The following is a 15,949-nucleotide window of genomic DNA, read 5'->3' as shown; positions in this document are numbered from 1 at the left end:
ACCGCACGTGAATCGCGGCCTTCGTCCGGCCACGCCGGCATCGCGATGACGCCCTGGTACCCACCCTCGGCCGTGGTAGTGGACGATCATCCGCTGGTCGCGCGCGGTATTGCCGACTATCTGCGTACGCATTGCGGGTTCGCGCGCGCCGAGGGTATCTGCGGTGCCGGTGCGCTGTGGGCCCACCTGGAGCAGGCCGGGGTACCGACACTGGCGCTGGTGGATTTCTGGCTGCCGGACGGCACCGCGCTGCCGCTGCTGGCGCGCCTGCGCGACGCCTGCCCCGCGGTCCGCCTGCTGGTGATCAGCGGTGACGATGATCCGGCCATACGCGACAAGGTACGCCGGTTGGCCGTGGATGGCTTCCTGCTCAAGCACGCCGAGCCCGCGGTGTTTGCGTCGGCGGTCGCCGCGGTGCTGCGCGGCGATGGCTGGTTCGACGACGCATCGGTACCCGGCCGGTGGAACGGCGATGCGCGCAGCCTGCCGCTGAGTCCGGCCGAACTGGGGCTGACCCCGCGCCAGGGGGAGGTGCTGGCGCTGATGCTCAAGGGGTTGCCGAACAAGCGCGTGGCGCAACAGCTGTCGTTGACCGAGCAGACCGTGAAGGAGCACGTGAGCGGCATCCTGTCCCGGCTGGGCGCGCGCACCCGCATCGAACTGATAACCCGGCTGCGCGGAAAGCGGATCGATGTCTGAGCCGGGCCAGTCCGCACCGGCCGCTGCCGACAGCCCGCCGGGCTACGCCGACATCAGCCCGGCGCGCCGGGTGGGCCTGCTCGAGGTGGCTTTCGCCCGGGTCAACTACGGCTTCGGCGCGATGGTCGTGGTCAGCCTGCCGTTCATCGCCTGGTACGCCCATCTCGGGCAGGACCCGCTGGGCCTGGTGCTGTGGTCGGCCTGGTATTTCGTCGGCTTCTGGGGCGTGCGCGGGCTGTACCGGCGCTACCAGCGCGCCTGTATCCAGGATGCACCGGAGGCGGTGCTGCGCCGCTGGTCGCCGTTGATCCATGGCGTGGCGCTGGTATACGGCAGCAGCATGGCGGTGCCGCCGCTGCTGACCGCCGCACACGCCACCTTCGAGTTCCAGCTGCTGTATCTGGTGACGATCGCGGCCATCGTGGCCAGCAACTCGGTGCATGCCTCGCCGGTGCTGTCGGTGTTCCGCTGCTTCTTCCTGTCCGGCTGGGGAAGCGTGACCCTGCTGGTGCCCTACACCTTCCCGGACCACTGGCATTACGTGATGCCGTTGGCCCTGGTCTACATCCTCACCATCCTGCGGCATTCGGCGATCTCGCTGCGCTTCTTCGTGCAGAACGTCGTGTTGCAGGAGGAGGGCGTGCGCCTGGCCGAGAACTTCCGCCGGGCCAAGGAACAGGCCGAGCAGGCGCTGTACGACAAGAACCTGTTCCTGACCACGGCCAGCCACGACCTGCGCCAGCCGGTGCATGCGATGGGCTTCCTGGTGGCGTCCATCTCGCGCAGCAACCGGGATCCGGCGCTCGATGGTGCCCTGGCGGACCTGCGCCAGGGCGTGCAGTCGGCCACGCAGATGTTCGACGCGCTGCTCGACCTGTCCCGGATCGAGAGTGGCCGGGTACAGATCAGCACCGAGGCGGTCGATCTGGCGGGCATGATCGCCAACGTCGCGACCTTGTTCCGCGAGGAGGCGCGCGATCGCGGGCTGGCGTTGCGCGTGCGGCTTCCCCCGGGCGCGGCCGTGGTGGTGGCCGATGGCACGCTGCTGCGCCAGGCGCTGAACAACCTGCTGCACAACGCCCTGCGCTACACGCGCCGCGGCGGCATCCTGCTGGCCGTGCGCCGGCGGGCGGGCGGCTGGCGGTGCGAAGTCTGGGATACCGGCATCGGCATCGCGATGCGCGATGGCACCGACATCTTTTCGCCGTTCTTCCGCAACGAGCACGCCTGGGACATCGACAGCGCCGGCCACGGGCTGGGGCTGGCCGTGGTTGCCCGCTGCTGCGCCATGATGCGGGCCAGGCACGGTTTCCGCTCGCGCGAGGGCAAGGGGTCGTGTTTCTGGATCCAGCCCGACGCGGCGCAGGCGGCGGCGCTGGTGGTCCCGCGGTCGCTGGACCCGCCGCCACCGCGGATGCTGCCGCAATGGTCGGGCAGCTGCCTGGTCGTCGACGATGATCCGTTGGTGCGCAGCGCCTGGCAGACCCTGATGCGGTCCTGGGGGCTTGAGGCGACCTGCGTCGAATCCGGCAGCCAGGCCCTGCGCCTGCTCGAGTCCGGTTTGCGGCCGGATGTGGTGTTCTGCGACCAGCGGCTGCGTTCGGGCGAAAACGGCTTCGAGCTGCTGTGCGAACTGCTCGGGCGGCTGCCGGACGCGCGCGGGGCCATGATCAGTGGCGAGCTGGATTCGGCCGAGCTGGCCGAGGCCCAGGAACAGGGCTATCTGGTGTTGCGCAAGCCGGTGGAGACTGCCGAGCTGCAGGCGGTGCTGGGCTACTGGCTGCCCGCGCCGGCGGCTGGCTCGCCTCCTTGAGCGCCTGCCAGCGCGGCGTGTGCGGGGAGCGGGCCGGCCGCCGGACGATGCGCCGGCGCGCGGGTACCGCACCCCCGCGGATACCGGCGGCGCCGCAAGGGAGCGGCGCAGGCCGGGCCGCCCCTGCGGCGCGGATGCACCGCCATCGACACGGGTGCAGGCCGCGGTCGCGGGCGCCCGGCCTGCATCAGCCGCCGGCGCGTGACATGCGCGCACTAGTGTTCGAGTTCGTGCTCGATGCGCCGGTCGGGAATCAACCACAGCAGCGCGACCAGCGCGTACAGCGCCTGGCCCAGCCGCGCATCGACCAGCGTGGCGCCGATGCCGGCGAGATAGAGCACCGGCGACAGCTTGCCTTTCCAGTCGACGCCCAGCGCGTGCCGCAGCACCGATTCACTGCCGTCGGCGGCGATGATGCGCCGTTGCAGCAGCCAGTAGGCGATGGCCGTGGCCAGCAGGACCACGCCATAGGCCACCGAGGGCAGCGGCGCCAGGTGGTTGTTGCCCATCCAGCGCGTGGCGAAGGGCAGCAGCGACAGCCAGAACAGCAGGTGCAGGTTGGCCCACAGCACGCTGCCGGTGACCCGCCTGCAGGCCTGCAGCAGGTGATGGTGGTTGTTCCAGTAGATGCCCACGTAGATGAAGCTGAGCACATAGCTCAGCAACGACGGCGCCAGCGGCAGCAGCGCATCGAGCGTGGCGCCTTCCGGGGCCTTCATCTCCAGCACCATGATGGTGATGATGATCGCCAGTACGCCGTCACTGAAGGCTTCAAGACGTCCCTTGCCCATGCGTTGTCCCCGTGGCTTGTGGTGGTGGGTGGCGCTGCCGCGGATCAGCGGGGCGCCGGGGCCGGTTCAGCCGGCGGCCCGGCGCACCGGTGCGGTCGGCATGGCGGCCCCGGCAGCGCCGAACCGGTGGATGGCGAGGGCTCTTGGCCACCGCCCTTGTCCAGCGCCGCCTGGTCGCTGAAGCCGCAGCTGGCGTAACGGGTGTCGAATCTGCCCGCGCCCTGCAACAGGCGCCGCGCCCTGGCGTCCCGCGCCCACGTCGGCATGCCATGCCCGGTGCGTGGCTGCAGGCCGCCTGCGGCAGCCACGATGAGCGCATGGATGCGCCGTGCCCTGTCGCGTCCGGCCGCATGCATCCCGTCGGCCCGCGCCGGCAGCCCGGCCTCGCCCCCGGCGCTGCCGCGGTTGCCGCGGACCTCGGCCCTGCGTTCCCACGCCCGGGCTTCCATCGCCGCCGGGTCTTCGCTGGTGAAGCCACCGGCGCGCGCTGCGCTGGCCGTCCCGCCGCGCGCGCCGCGCCGGTCGGTGGCGGTGCGGGCCATGTGCGTCCCCGGCGGGAAAACCCTGGCGGCCGGCGAAGGCACCGGATCAGCCACCGCGGCGCGCCAGCCACAGCGCCGCCAGCGGAGCGAGATTGAACAGCAGGATGCCGATCTTGTACGCGGCCATGCCGCCGTAATGGATGGCGTCGAAGCTGGCATCGGGCAGCGCGAACCAGCGGCCATGCAACCGCCGCAGCGCGTCGCGCGCGGTCACGAAGGCAAGGAACCAGGCCAGCAGGACGGCGTAGTTGAACGCCAGCGACCACAGCAGGAAGCGGCACAGGAAATCGCTGTCCATGGGGTTCTCCGAAGCGCGTTACAGCAGGCGGGTGCCGAGCGGGACATCGTGTTCGGGCACGCATAGCGATACCTGGCCGTGGGCATTGTGGAACCCGGTGACTAGGCATTCGGACATCAGCGGGCCGATCTGCTTGGGCGGGAAATTCACCACCGCCACCACCTGCTTGCCGACCAGCGCCTCGGGCGCATACAGGTCGGTGATCTGGGCGCTGGACTTGCGCACGCCGATCTCCGGGCCGAAATCGACCTGCAGGATGTATGCCGGCCGGCGTGCCTTGGCGAACGGCTCGGCGGCCACGATGCGGCCCACGCGCAGTTCCACCTTGCTGAAGTCGTTCCAGTCGATCGTTTGCATGGCGTGCGCCGGCGGGATGAGTGCCGATCATTGGCGCCGGCGCGGGCGGGCGTCAACCGCGCCGGCGCCGGTGGCGGTCCGCGTCCGCGACAGGGCGGCGGGCGCGGTCAGCGGGCGCGCCCGGCGCGCTTGAACAGCGCCGTACGCAGTACCGGCGTGCCGTCCTTGAAGTAGGACTCCGTCTCGGTCATGACGTTGCCGTCGGCACTGACCGAGTACACCCGGGTGGAGCGCGGGATGCCTTCGTAGACGAACTGCATGACCAGGACGTTCGGCGCCGGCATCTTGGCGGCCAGCACGTCGACCCAGTACGTGCCCGACGCGCGGCCGGGGGTGCCGTCCAGCGCCAGGGTGGATTCGGCATGCATGATCTTGTCGTCCTGGCCGACGATCTGGACGCGCTCGTTCCAGCGGCCGTCGGGCGTGGCGGCGAACACCAGGTCCACGCGCTTCGGGCGCGCTTCCGGCGGCATCGGCAGGCTGTCCACGTCCAGCAGCCACTGGCCCACCAGCGGCGAGTCGGCCGGCACGGCGGGCGCGGCGGCCAACGCGGGGGTGGCGGTGAGGGCGGTGGACAGCAGCGCGGCAAGCATCACGTTCATGCGATCTCCTGGAGGCAGGTTGCCTGGGGCCGATCATGCCCCGGCGCGGTACCGGCCTGCATGAACGCGGCGGCGCGGTGGCCGGACAGGCCGGCGATCGCGTGCAGGCCTGCGCGCGGCGCGGGCGGCGCTGGCGGGCGCCGCAACGACAAAGGCCCGGGAATCCCCGGGCCTTTGCGCGTCCCCTCGCGGGGCGGTCACTCGATCGGCTGGTCCAGCATCAGCTGGCGTGCGAAGCGCACCGGCGGCGCGCCGTAGGACAGGATCTGGTCGTGGTAAGCCTTGAGCTTGAAGTCGGCGCCGAGCTTGTCCTGCACCGCCTTGCGGGTGTCGAAGTGCTCCTGCGCGCCGACGAAATAGGTCGGCAGTTGCGCCGAGGTCAGCTGCGCGCGCACCCACTTGCCCGCGGCCTCGCTCTCCTGCTGGAAGGCGTCGTGGGTCATCAGCTGCATGGCCTGCTCGCGGCTCCAGTTGTCCACGTGCACGCCCTGGTCGAGGATGGCGTTGGCGATCGTGCGCAGGTAGAACTTCAGCTGCACCAGGTGGAACAGCGGGTCGCTGTCCAGGTAGCCCTGCTCCTGCATCATGCGTTCGGTGTAGACCGCCCAGCCCTCGGCGAACAGGCCCGAGCGCAGCACCGCGCGCAGCGTCGACGGGAACTTGCCCGAGTGCCAGCCTTCCAGGTAGTGCCCGGGGGTGCCTTCGTGGATCGACAGCAGGTGGATCATGCGGCTGTTGTATTCGCGCAGGAACGAATCGACCTGCTTGTCGCTCCAGTCGTCGGGGATCGGCGAGACCGCGTAGAAGGTCTTGAGGTTCTTGTCCAGCGGGCCGGGCGAATCGCAGTAGGCCACCGCCACGCCGCGCTGGAATTCGGGCATCAGGATGATGTCGACCGGGGCGTCGGGCAGGGTCATCAGGTCATGCGTGCGCACGAATTCGGTGGACTGCGCCAGCGCGGCCTTGGCGTCGTCGACGACCTTGTCGCGGGCCGGCTTCTCGGCATAGGCCAGTTCCAGCGCGGCCTCGATCGCCTTCTGCTGCTGCGCGTCGGTCGGGTTGGCCGGCATGTCCGGCGCGCCCGGCTTGTCCTTGAGCACCACCTGGGCGATGCCGTACATGTCCTTGCGCACGCGGGTCAGTTCGGCGCGGGCGCGTTCGCCGATCTCGGCGCGCGAGAGCGAGGAGTTGAGCGAGAACTTCAGCTTCTGGTCGTACTTCTCCGCGCCGATGCGGAAGTCGCCGCGGGCGTTCGGCACCAGGGTCTTGTCCAGCCACGCCTGCTGCTCTTCGACGGCGGTGGTCAGCGTGGCGATGGCGGTCTTCAGGCGTTCCTGGTCGGCGGCTTCGAGCTGACCGATGTTGGGGACGATGAAGGTCTCCACCAGGCTGAGGATGCCGCGGTTCTGCTTGGCCACGGTTTCGGCGTGGATCTTCGGCACGCGCGCCGGGTCGAGGTTGGCGCGCGCGGCGGCGAAGATCTGCGGGATCTTCTCGATCCGCGCGGTGGCCGACTTCAGGCGCTCGGGCAGGGGCGCGAACTCGCGCGCCATCAGGCCGTAGATGGCGCTGCCGGCCAGCCCGGTGTAGACCTGCGGGTCCCACTTCCACGACTGCAGGGTTTCGTTGCTCCAGATGTCGGACTGCAGCTGGTTGCGCAGGATCGCCGCGTCCACCTGGTTTTCGCGGCCGAGCTTGCCGGTGTCGATCCGGTCCAGCTCGGCGAGCAGCGCCTTGCTGGCCTCCAGGCCCTTCTGCTGGCCGGCGGCGCTGAGGTCATCCAGCTCGGCGTCGTAACGGTGGTCGCCGATCTGGGTGGCGCTGACCGGGGACAGCTGCATCCAGGTATCGAGTGCCTTCTTCGACAGTTCGGCGAACTGCGCGTCGGCCTGGCTCTGGCCGGCCTGTTCGGTGGTGGCGGACGGGGAGGACGGGGCGTCGCTGTTCTGGCAACCGGCCAGGCTGGCGAGCAGGGCGGCGGCGAGCAGGTGCTTGCGCATCGGGATACCTGTTGCGGAGGAAACCTCCAGCATAGGCCAGTGCCGCGGCGGACGCCCCTGCCATTGGCTTACCATGTCCGCCAGACACGCCGGTGGAGGGGATGCGATGCATTACGAAGGCAGTTGCCACTGCGGGCGCATCGCGTTCGCGTTCGAGTCGGCCGAGCCGATCGCCAGTGCCGTGTCCTGCAACTGTTCGATCTGCCGGCGCCGCGGTTCGCTGCTGTGGTTCGGCCCGCGCAGCGGTTTCGAACTCCGGACCGATCCGGCGCACCTGGAGAGCTACCGCTTCAATTCCAGGCACATCGATCACCACCACTGCCATGTCTGCGGCGTTGCCCCGTTCAGCGAAGCGGTCGACCCGCGCAGTGGCCAGCCGACCGTGGCGATCAACCTGCGCTGCGTGCCGGACGTTGATCTGGAGGCGCTGGAGATCCACCCTTACGACGGCGCCAGCCGCTGACGGCTGCGCGGCCGGGCTGACCCGCTGCCATTGCCGGCCGCGGGCTGCGCCGGGCACGACGCCGTTGCGGCCGGCGTGGCCACCGGGCTGACCGCGGCGGCCACGGACCGTGCATTCACGGCTCCGGGACAGAGCGATCGCGCGCTGGAGGCGTCCGCGGCATCTTCCCCCGGCGGTCTGCCGTCGCCGTGCTGCGGTGCGGCGGATGCAGCCGTGGCGCCGTTGCCGGCGCCAGCAGCAGGGGTGAGCCGGTCGCAGGGCGCACCGGGGTGCGCCAGCGACCTCACGGCCGCCAGTAATTGTTGGCCGCGGCCACCGTCTGGAAATTGAGTGCCAGCACCTGGGCGGCGGCGGTCAGCGCGTCGGTGGAGTCGGCATACTCCGGCCGCAGTTTCTGCAGGATGGACAGGTCCGGCTGGGTGTACTTGACGCTGCGGCGGCTCAACAGGACCGCGAGCTCGAAGCCTTCCTGCGGGGTGGCGGTGATCAGGGTGTCGAGCCAAAGGTCGGTCATCGCGGTGGTCTCCTGTAGCGGTGGATGGACAGCGGAATGTGCGCTGCCGCCGGCCGCGATGTCTTGACCAGGATCAAACCGCGGCGGCGCCGCGCCTGCCAGCGCCCGCCCGGGCCGTGGCGCGGCTCAGCCCTCGTCCTGCTCGTACTCGATGACCAGTCCGCGTTCGCTGGCCAGCAGTTCCACCGCCCGGCGCGCCTTGTCCGCGGTGGCCGTGTTGCCGACCTCCACTTCCAGTTCGTGGATGCCGGGGCCGATGTCGTCGGACAGGCCGGCCGAACTGGAGTCCTCGTCGTCCATGTGCGGCATCAGATCGTCGGTCTCCTCGACGTGTTCGATGCCTTCCAGGCCGTGCAGCAGGTCGGTCACGGCCAGGGCGTCGTCGGCGTCGCCGGTGATGCGGATGCGCAGCAGGGGCATGGGGGAGCTCCGTGGGAAGGGGCCCCCAGCCTGGGCATCGGGCGGGCAAGGCAACGTGAAACGCGGCGGCGCGGGCGCGCGCTGTTTGTCAGCGGGCGCGGTTGCAGGGATGCTTGCGTTCCACCCACGGAGGGATGTCGATGGCAGGCGCGGTGCGGGCGGAAACGATGGTGAGGGAGCCGGGCCCATGAGCGGGGCGACGCCGGCGCCGGTGGCGCGCGACTGGTCCACGCCGCTGGAACTGCTGGGGCTGGGCATGGTGTGGGGCGCCTCGTTCCTGTTCATGCGCATCGCGGTGCACGACTTCGGCCCGTACGCGCTGGTGGAGGTGCGCCTGCTGCTCGGCGCGCTGGTGCTGATGCCGTTCCTGTGGCGTGCACGCGCGCTTTTCCCGGCGCGGCGCTGGCTGTGGCTGGCGCCTGTCGGCCTGGTCAATTCGGCGCTGCCGTTCGTGCTGTTCGCGTGGACGGCCGAGCGTGCGCCGGCGGCGATCGGCGCGATCTGCAACGCGATGACGGTACTGTTCGCCGCGCTGATCGGCTTCCTGTTCTTCGGCGAGAAGATCGGCCCGCGCCGGGCGTTCGCGCTGCTGGTCGGCTTTTCCGGCGTGGTGGTGCTGGCCACGGCCAAGGTGTCGGGCCTGGCGATCGGCGCGGCGGTGGCGGCCGGCACGGTGGCGGCGCTGCTCTACGGGCTGGGCGCCAACCTGGTCCGTCGCCACATGGGCGGACTGCCGCCGGCCGCGGCGGCGGCGGCTACGCTGGGCTGCGCTTCGCTGTGGATGCTGCCGATGGCGCTGCGCCACTGGCCGCGGCAGCCGGTGCCGGCCGCCTCCTGGGCCAGTGCCGTCGCCCTGGGCATCCTCTGCACCGGCCTGGCGTTCCTGGTGTTCTACCGCCTGATCGGGCGGATCGGAGCGTCGCGCGCGGCCACCGTCACCTACCTGATCCCGCTGTTCGGGGCGCTGTTCGCCTGGCTGTTCCTGGGCGAGCCGGTGACCCTGCAGATGCTGCTCGCCGGCGGCCTGGTCCTGGGCAGTGTGGCGGTCAGCCAGCGCTAGGCAGCGGCCGGTGACCGCAGGCGGTGGTGGCCGCTGGCGTCACCCGCATGCGGCCCGGCTCAGCGCATCGGCAGCGGGATGTTGCACAGGTCGATATGGCCGGCCGGGCGTTTGTAGAAATCGTCGCGGCGGTTGCGGCGCGCTTCCACCATGTCGGCGAAGGTCCTGGAGTCGGTGCGCAGCACCCGCAGCGGCGTGCGCTGCGCGGCGGGCACGTCGCTGGCGAGGCGGATGGAACGGATCGGCGTGCGCTGCGCGGGGTCTTCGTAGAAGCCCATCGGCTCGGGTCCGCGTTTGATCGTGCTGAGCAGTTCCATGCCCTTGAGCACGCGCCCGACCAGGGTGATGTTGCGGTCGAGCTGGCGCGGCGACTGCCCGGTGACCACGTACAGCTCGGCGCCGATGCTGCTGTCCTCGTCGTTGCTGCGGCCGGCACCGACCGCGCCGTAGCAGTGCGCCAGCCAGGTGTGTTCGCCGTCGCCGGCAACGGCGAAGTCGCCGACGAAGCCGGTCTTCGCAGCCCAGCCGTCGCGGTCGGGCAGCGCGGTGAACGCCAGCCCCCGGGACGGCCGCTGGAACTCGGCCGGCAGATGGGTCTTCGCGCTGCCCAGCGGCCGCGCCCGGGCCGGGTCGTCGGCATCGGCGTCGCCGAACTGGACCACGAAGTTGTCCTGCGAACGGTAGATGCTGGTGCCGTTCCAGAAGCCCTCGCGCGCCAGGGTGCGGATGTTGCCGGCGTGTTCGGGGGCGAATTCAGGGGCCAGTTCGATGATGACGCGGCCGCCGTCCAGGTCCATGTACAGCAGGTTGTCGGCGGCGGGCACGTGCCAGTCGCTGTCGGGCGAGGCAGCGAGGATCTCCTGCGCGCTGCGGTACCTGGCCGGCGCGTCGGCGGCCAGTGCTGGCAGCGGGGGCAGCATCAGGGCCAGGGCCAGCAGGGTCGGGCGTAGCGTCATCGGGCGCGTTCCGTGATCGGGTGTGGGCCGATTCTGGCGGATCGCCAGGGGCCGCCGCCAGACCATGCCGGGAGTGGGGTGACTACCGGCACATCCGCTATAGCGAAGTGAGTAATAGTGTTGGCTTCAGGCTAGTTGGCAGGAGCGGGACGATGGGTGATTTCGAGGCCCAACTGCGCAAATTCCAGAAGGAACTCAGCGCCGGCACGGTGTCGCTTGCACTGCTGGCGGTGCTGGCCAAGGCCGGGGAGCCGCTGTACGGGTACCTGATCGCCAAGGAACTGGAGCGCACCGGCGATGGCGTGCTCAGTGGCAAGCAGAGCGCGCTGTACCCGGTACTGCGCAACCTGGAAGGCGCCGGCCTGCTGGAAAGCCATGTCGAGCCGTCGGTGGCCGGGCCACCACGGCGCTACTACCGCATCAATGACGAGGGACGCGCCGTGCTGAAGCAGTGGATCGCGGCCTGGAATGCCACCCGGGACTCGCTGGAGTCCGTACTGGAGGGAGTCGAACGATGAACAACGAGACCAACCCACGGCCGCTGCCGACCACGATTCCCGAATACCTGGAGCAGCTGCGCGCCGCGCTGGCCGGTGCCGACCCGGCGATGGTCCAGGACGCGCTGTACGACGCCGAGGAGTACCTGCGCTCGGAGCTGGCCGAGCAGCCCGGCAAGAGCGAGGCCGAGGTGATCGCCGGTGTCGCCGGCAGCTACGGCGCGCCGGAGGAGGTGGCCGAGATCTACCGCGAGACCGAGGTGACGGTGAACCGCGCGCTGCGCACGCCACTGCCGGGTCGCCGGCCGCCAACGCCGCCGCTCGCCACGCCCGCGGCGGGCGTGGCCGCCACCGCCCCGGCCGCGCCCACCGCCAGGCCGCGCCCGGCGGCCGCACGCTTCTTCGGCGTGGTGCTGGACCCGCATACCTATGGCGCGCTGTTCTACATGCTGCTGTCGCTGGTCACGGGCGTGTTCTTCTTCACCTGGGTGGTGACCGGGCTGTCGCTGTCGGTGTCGCTGCTGATCCTGATCATCGGCATCCCGGTGCTGTTGCTGTTCCTGGGGTCGGTACGGGTGCTGTCGCTGGTGGAGGGGCGCATCATCGAGGCGCTGCTGGGCGTGCGCATGCCGCGCCGGCCGATGTACACCGACCGGAGCCAGGGCTGGCTGGCGCGGATCGGGGCGATGTTCACCGACGTGCGCACCTGGCTGACCATGCTGTATTTCGTGCTGATGCTGCCGCTGGGCGTGGTCTATTTCAGCGTCGCCACGACCCTGCTCTCGACCTCGCTGGCACTGGTGTTCGCGCCGCTGGCCGACGTGGCGCTGGACCAGCCCGTCGGCATCTGGATCAACGATGTCAACCTGGGCGGCGGCCTGTGGGTATGGCCGCTGTCGGTGGCCGTGGGGCTGGTACTGCTGTTGGCGACCCTGCACCTGGCGCGTGCCATCGGCCGGCTGCACGGGGCCATCGCCAAGCACCTGCTGGTGCGGCTGTAGGCGGACCGGCGGGGCGACGAACGACGGGGCACCTGGGTGCCCCGCTTTTTTTTTGTCGGCAGCGCTGCCCGCGGTTCGCCCGGTTCGCGGGCGCGTGCGGGACGGGCGCGGTGGCTCAGCGCTGCGCGCGGCGGCGCAGCGGGGTGACGTTGCTGGCGGCGGCCTTGCGCGGCTTCTTCGCCGCCGCCGGCTGCGATTGCGCGATGAAGAAGTCGCGCACCTTCGGGTACACCACCTCGCGCCAGCGGCGGCCGCTGAAGATGCCGTAGTGGCCGGCGCCCTCGACGATGAAGTGGCTGCGGCGCGCGGCCGGGATGCCGGTGCACAGCGCCTGCGCGGCTTCGGTCTGGCCGAGGCCGGCGATGTCGTCCAGTTCGCCTTCGATGCTCAGCAGCGCGGTGTCGCGGATCGCCGACGGGTCCACGCGCTCGCCACGCACGTGCCACTGCCCGCGCGGCAGCAGGAACTCCTGGAACACCACGCGGATGGTGTCCAGGTAGAAGCGCGCGGGCATGTCCAGCACCGCGTTGTACTCGTCGTAGAAACGACGGTGGGCGTTGGCGTCGTCCAGGTCGCCCTTGACCAGGTCGGTGTAGAAATCCCAGTGCGACATCAGGTGGCGGCTGGGGTTCATCGCCACGAAGCCGGCGTGCTGCAGGAAGCCTGGGTACACGCGCCGGCCCTGGCCCGGGTAGGGGGCGGGCACGGTGTGGATGACGTTGTTCTCGAACCACGACAGCGGGTTGCGCGTGGCCAGATTGTTGACCGCGGTGGGGCTGCGGCGGGCATCGATCGGCCCGCCCATCATCACCAGCGAGCGCGGCGTGGTTTCGCCGCGGGCGGCCATCAGCGACACCGCGCCCAGCACCGGCACGGTCGGCTGGCAGACGCTGACCACGTGCAGGTTGGCGGCGCCGAGGTGGCGGATGAACGCCTGCACGTACTCGACATAATCGTCCAGCCCGAACTCGCCCTGTTCCACCGGCACCATGCGCGCGTCGATCCAGTCGGTGACATACACGCGGTGGGCGCGCAGCAGGGTACGCACGGTGTCGCGCAGCAGGGTGGCGTGGTGGCCGGACAACGGCGCCACCACCAGCACCGCGGGCTGGGCAAGCAGGGCTTCGACACGGGCGCCGTCGTTGCTGTGGCGCTTGAAGCGCAGCAGGCGGCAGAACGGCTTTTCCAGTTCGGTGAGCTGGGCCACGGGCACGACTTCGCCATCGAGCTCGAGCTCGTGGATGTCCCACTCCGGCTTCTCGTAATCCTTGCCGAGGCGGTGGAACAGTTCGTTCATCGCCGCCAGCCGGTCGGCCCCGGGCATGGACGACCACCAGTGGCCCGGCGTGTTGAAGAACGCCGCGTTGGCCTGCGCCTGGTGGACCCAGGGCGCGAGCAGATTGCGGGTCATCTCATGCAGTTGATAGAGCATGCCGGGCAATATGTATGGTCATATGGTGCCTTGCAGCATAACGCAAACAGGCGGGCGCGGCGTTAAGCGGAGAATGACGGGCGCGGCGCCGGCCGGATCCGGCCGGTGCGCGGAGTGGGGCCCTGCAGGACCGGCGGGGCGGCAGAGCTCCGTACCTGCGGAACGTGTCCGGAGAAAAGCCCGCTGAATCAGGGGCGCGCCGCAAGCCGCGGGGTGTGGCAGGCGAAAGACGGGGCCGGCGGTGTGCGGTGCAGGCCGTGGGGCGACCGCGCGACGTGATGGCGTAGCGCGGGTTCAGCCGCCGCGCTCCAGCGCGGCCATGTCGTCGGCGCAGTGCGGCCCCAGCCAACAGTGCGAGCCGGCGGCGCGGAAGCCGGCCTGCGCCAGCTGGCGGCGGTACCAGCGCGCCGGGCGTGGCTGGAATCCCTGGTGATCGCCATGGAATTCGTCGTCGGCGGTGAAGGTTTCCAGGAACGCCACGCCGCCGCACAGCTCGGCCAGCCCGGGCAGGCCCTGGCGCAGTTCGCGGCTGGGCACGTAGTGCATGACGTCGGCGCAGACCAGCAGGTCCACCGGCGCGCACGGGCGCAGCCACTGGAAATCGCCGAAGCGGGCCAGGTGCAGGTTGCGGGTGCGGCCGTAGCGCTGCACCGCGTACTCGCTGCCGTCGAAGCCCATGTACTGCAGCTTCGGCCGCAGCTTGAGCAGCGGCGCGCGCCACGCGCCTTCGCCGCAGCCGATGTCGAGCACGCTGCGGATCGGCCGCTCCAGGTAGTACTCGGCGGTGGCCACGGCCAGCTGCACCTTGCGTGCCAGCCGCGCCGGGCCGCCGATGTCGCCGCGGCGGTACCAGTGGTGGAAATAGGCGGCGTCGTAGTGCTTTTCCTGCATGTGCGTGTCGGCGGCGGATGGGCGAAAATGCGGCCATCCTACGCCGCCGATGGAGCCAGCGCATGCAGTCGTATTTCTGGGTGAAGACCTTCCACCTCGTGTTCGTGGTGGCGTGGATGGCCGCGGTGTTCTACCTGCCGCGGATCCTGGTCAACCTGGCCGAGGCCGCCGGCCAGGCGCAGGTCGGGCAGCGCCTGCAGCTGATGGGGCGGCGGCTGTACCGCTTCGGCCACGTCATGTTCGGCCTGGCCTTCGTGCTGGGGCTGGTGCTGTGGCTGGGCTACCGGGTGCTGCCGGATTTCCCGACCATGGTCGCGCCCGGCGCCGCCGGCTGGCTGCACGCCAAGCTCGGCCTGGTGGTGCTGCTGCTGGTGTATTTCATCTTCACCGGGCGCTGGCTCAAGGGCGTGGATGCCGGCCGCGCGCTGCCGTCGGCGCGCGCGCTGCGCTGGTTCAACGAACTGCCGCTGGTGCTGTTCATCGCCATCGTCTACCTGGTGCTGGCCAAGCCGTTCTGACCCGCCGGCACGCACACCGTGCTGAAAACGAAAAAGGCCGGCGGATGCCGGCCTTTTCGCGCGCGCCGCCGGAACCGGCTCAAGCGGCCTCGTAGGCACCATAGCCGCGCAGCCGTGCGTAGCGCTTGGCCAGCAGCGCGTCGACCGGCAGCTTTTCCAGCGCGTCCAGTTCGTTGAGCAGGACCGCCTTCAGGCGCCGGCCCATCTGCTTCGGGTTGCGGTGGGCGCCGCCGATCGGCTCGCGCACGACCTTGTCGATCAGGCCCAATTGCTTGAGCCGCGGTGCGGTCATGCCCAGCTGCTCGGCCGCTTCCTTGTTCTTGCCGGCGTCCTTCCACAGGATCGAGGCGCAGCCTTCCGGGCTGATGGTCGAGTAGACGCTGTATTCCAGCATCACCGTGCGATCACCCACGCCCAGCGCCAGCGCGCCACCGGAGCCACCCTCGCCGATCACGGTGCAGATCACCGGCACCTTCAGTTCGGCCATTTCCATCAGGTTGCGGGCGATGGCCTCGGACTGGCCGCGCTCCTCGGCGTCGATGCCCGGCCAGGCGCCGGCGGTGTCGATCAGGGTGAGCACCGGCAGCCCGAAGCGTTCGGCCATCTTCATCAGCCGCAGCGCCTTGCGGTAGCCCTCGGGCTTGGGCATGCCGAAGTTGCGCTTGATCTTTTCCTTGGTGTCGCGACCCTTCTGGTGGCCGATCAGCATCACCGGGCGGCCGCCGATGCGGGCCAGGCCACCGACGATGGCCTTGTCGTCGGCGAACGCACGGTCGCCGGCCAGCTCCTGGAACTCGTCGCAGAAGATGCCGATGTAATCCAGGGTGTAGGGGCGCGAGGGGTGGCGCGCGACCTGCAGCACCTGCCAGGACGAGAGGTTGCGGAAGATCTGCGCGGTACGCAGGCGCAGCTTGTCCTGCAGTGCCCGGACCTCGGCCTCGACATTGACCGCCGGGCCCGCGCTGGCGCTGCGCAGCTCCTGGATCTTGGCTTCCAGATCGGCGATGGGCTGCTCGAAATCGAGGTAATTCGGGTTCATCGGAAACCGTCTTGAATGAAAGTGGGGAAGTGTAGCCGAACGCGTCGGGTGCACCC

At 70.2% G+C, this 15,949-nt stretch carries 19 protein-coding genes; 7 read left to right on the top strand and 12 right to left on the bottom strand.

The annotated features are described in order from the left end of the window. Window positions 1-45: 45 nt before the first annotated feature. Entirely contained in the window at window positions 46-699 is a 654-nt protein-coding gene (locus tag AC06E6_RS14070) for a LuxR C-terminal-related transcriptional regulator (protein ID WP_478061742.1), read from the top strand. Beyond that, window positions 692-2,512: an ATP-binding response regulator gene (locus AC06E6_RS14065; RefSeq protein ID WP_478061740.1), complete on the top strand. Its 1,821-nt coding sequence runs from the start codon at window positions 692-694 to the stop codon at window positions 2,510-2,512. The genes AC06E6_RS14070 and AC06E6_RS14065 overlap by 8 nt, the downstream gene beginning before the upstream one ends. Window positions 2,513-2,727: 215 nt before the next feature. Here the strand turns inward: AC06E6_RS14065 and AC06E6_RS14060 are convergent, their stop codons facing one another. From AC06E6_RS14060 to AC06E6_RS14035, 6 genes are all read right to left on the bottom strand, one after another. After that, window positions 2,728-3,303: a TMEM175 family protein gene (locus AC06E6_RS14060; protein ID WP_478061739.1), complete on the bottom strand. Its 576-nt coding sequence runs from the start codon at window positions 3,301-3,303 to the stop codon at window positions 2,728-2,730. A 44-nt stretch (window positions 3,304-3,347) separates the two neighbouring features. Next, the gene (locus AC06E6_RS14055) at window positions 3,348-3,845 is read right to left on the bottom strand and encodes a hypothetical protein (RefSeq protein ID WP_478061737.1); all 498 of its coding nucleotides are present in this window, start codon (window positions 3,843-3,845) and stop codon (window positions 3,348-3,350) included. 46 nt (window positions 3,846-3,891) lie between these two features. After that, window positions 3,892-4,143, bottom strand: coding sequence for a DUF6868 family protein (locus AC06E6_RS14050; RefSeq protein ID WP_104939223.1), 252 nt, complete (start codon window positions 4,141-4,143; stop codon window positions 3,892-3,894). Window positions 4,144-4,161: 18 nt separating this feature from the next. After that, window positions 4,162-4,500, bottom strand: a complete 339-nt coding sequence (locus AC06E6_RS14045) for a tRNA-binding protein (protein WP_240212082.1) — start codon at window positions 4,498-4,500, stop codon at window positions 4,162-4,164. A gap of 107 nt (window positions 4,501-4,607) precedes the next feature. Then, on the bottom strand, window positions 4,608-5,081 hold the full coding sequence (locus AC06E6_RS14040; protein WP_409476809.1) for a LuxR family transcriptional regulator: 474 nt from the start codon (window positions 5,079-5,081) through the stop codon (window positions 4,608-4,610). A 218-nt stretch (window positions 5,082-5,299) separates the two neighbouring features. Then, on the bottom strand, window positions 5,300-7,102 hold the full coding sequence (locus tag AC06E6_RS14035; protein ID WP_478061736.1) for a DUF885 domain-containing protein: 1,803 nt from the start codon (window positions 7,100-7,102) through the stop codon (window positions 5,300-5,302). 106 nt (window positions 7,103-7,208) lie between these two features. Here AC06E6_RS14035 and AC06E6_RS14030 point away from each other — a divergent pair, with 106 nt between their 5' ends. Next, window positions 7,209-7,565: a GFA family protein gene (locus tag AC06E6_RS14030; protein ID WP_104939219.1), complete on the top strand. Its 357-nt coding sequence runs from the start codon at window positions 7,209-7,211 to the stop codon at window positions 7,563-7,565. Between the two features lie 283 nt (window positions 7,566-7,848). Here the strand turns inward: AC06E6_RS14030 and AC06E6_RS14025 are convergent, their stop codons facing one another. After that, window positions 7,849-8,079, bottom strand: coding sequence for a hexameric tyrosine-coordinated heme protein (locus tag AC06E6_RS14025; protein WP_104939218.1), 231 nt, complete (start codon window positions 8,077-8,079; stop codon window positions 7,849-7,851). Window positions 8,080-8,205: 126 nt separating this feature from the next. Next, on the bottom strand, window positions 8,206-8,499 hold the full coding sequence (locus AC06E6_RS14020; protein WP_478061734.1) for a hypothetical protein: 294 nt from the start codon (window positions 8,497-8,499) through the stop codon (window positions 8,206-8,208). A gap of 187 nt (window positions 8,500-8,686) precedes the next feature. On the opposite strand from AC06E6_RS14020, the gene AC06E6_RS14015 reads away from it, so the two are divergent. After that, complete coding sequence (locus AC06E6_RS14015) at window positions 8,687-9,559, top strand: DMT family transporter (protein WP_478061732.1); 873 nt, start codon at window positions 8,687-8,689, stop codon at window positions 9,557-9,559. A 59-nt stretch (window positions 9,560-9,618) separates the two neighbouring features. Here the strand turns inward: AC06E6_RS14015 and AC06E6_RS14010 are convergent, their stop codons facing one another. Beyond that, on the bottom strand, window positions 9,619-10,515 hold the full coding sequence (locus tag AC06E6_RS14010) for a peptidylprolyl isomerase (protein WP_478061730.1): 897 nt from the start codon (window positions 10,513-10,515) through the stop codon (window positions 9,619-9,621). Window positions 10,516-10,667: 152 nt separating this feature from the next. Here AC06E6_RS14010 and AC06E6_RS14005 point away from each other — a divergent pair, with 152 nt between their 5' ends. Continuing rightward, entirely contained in the window at window positions 10,668-11,033 is a 366-nt protein-coding gene (locus AC06E6_RS14005; protein WP_104939213.1) for a PadR family transcriptional regulator, read from the top strand. Beyond that, window positions 11,030-12,013, top strand: coding sequence for a sensor domain-containing protein (locus tag AC06E6_RS14000; RefSeq protein WP_478061728.1), 984 nt, complete (start codon window positions 11,030-11,032; stop codon window positions 12,011-12,013). The genes AC06E6_RS14005 and AC06E6_RS14000 overlap by 4 nt, the downstream gene beginning before the upstream one ends. Before the next feature lie 115 nt (window positions 12,014-12,128). On the opposite strand, the gene AC06E6_RS13995 is transcribed toward AC06E6_RS14000, so the two are convergent. Both AC06E6_RS13995 and AC06E6_RS13990 read right to left on the bottom strand, forming a co-directional pair. After that, the gene (locus AC06E6_RS13995) at window positions 12,129-13,445 is read right to left on the bottom strand and encodes a polyhydroxyalkanoate depolymerase (RefSeq protein WP_478061727.1); all 1,317 of its coding nucleotides are present in this window, start codon (window positions 13,443-13,445) and stop codon (window positions 12,129-12,131) included. A gap of 294 nt (window positions 13,446-13,739) precedes the next feature. Further along, complete coding sequence (locus AC06E6_RS13990) at window positions 13,740-14,336, bottom strand: class I SAM-dependent DNA methyltransferase (RefSeq protein WP_478061725.1); 597 nt, start codon at window positions 14,334-14,336, stop codon at window positions 13,740-13,742. Window positions 14,337-14,398: 62 nt separating this feature from the next. Between AC06E6_RS13990 and AC06E6_RS13985 the strand changes: the two genes are divergently transcribed. Further along, window positions 14,399-14,854 (top strand): CopD family protein, encoded by a 456-nt coding sequence (locus AC06E6_RS13985; RefSeq protein WP_104939209.1) that lies wholly within the window; start codon window positions 14,399-14,401, stop codon window positions 14,852-14,854. Between the two features lie 79 nt (window positions 14,855-14,933). Here AC06E6_RS13985 and AC06E6_RS13980 read toward each other — a convergent pair whose 3' ends face one another. Further along, window positions 14,934-15,893, bottom strand: a complete 960-nt coding sequence (locus tag AC06E6_RS13980; RefSeq protein WP_104939208.1) for an acetyl-CoA carboxylase carboxyltransferase subunit alpha — start codon at window positions 15,891-15,893, stop codon at window positions 14,934-14,936. Window positions 15,894-15,949: the final 56 nt, after the last annotated feature.

Source organism: Stenotrophomonas sp. Steno-Z10-HUANG, from assembly GCF_056393075.1.
The sequence above is the reverse complement of the archived record's forward strand: the minus strand, read 5'-3'. Positions and strand labels throughout refer to the sequence as shown.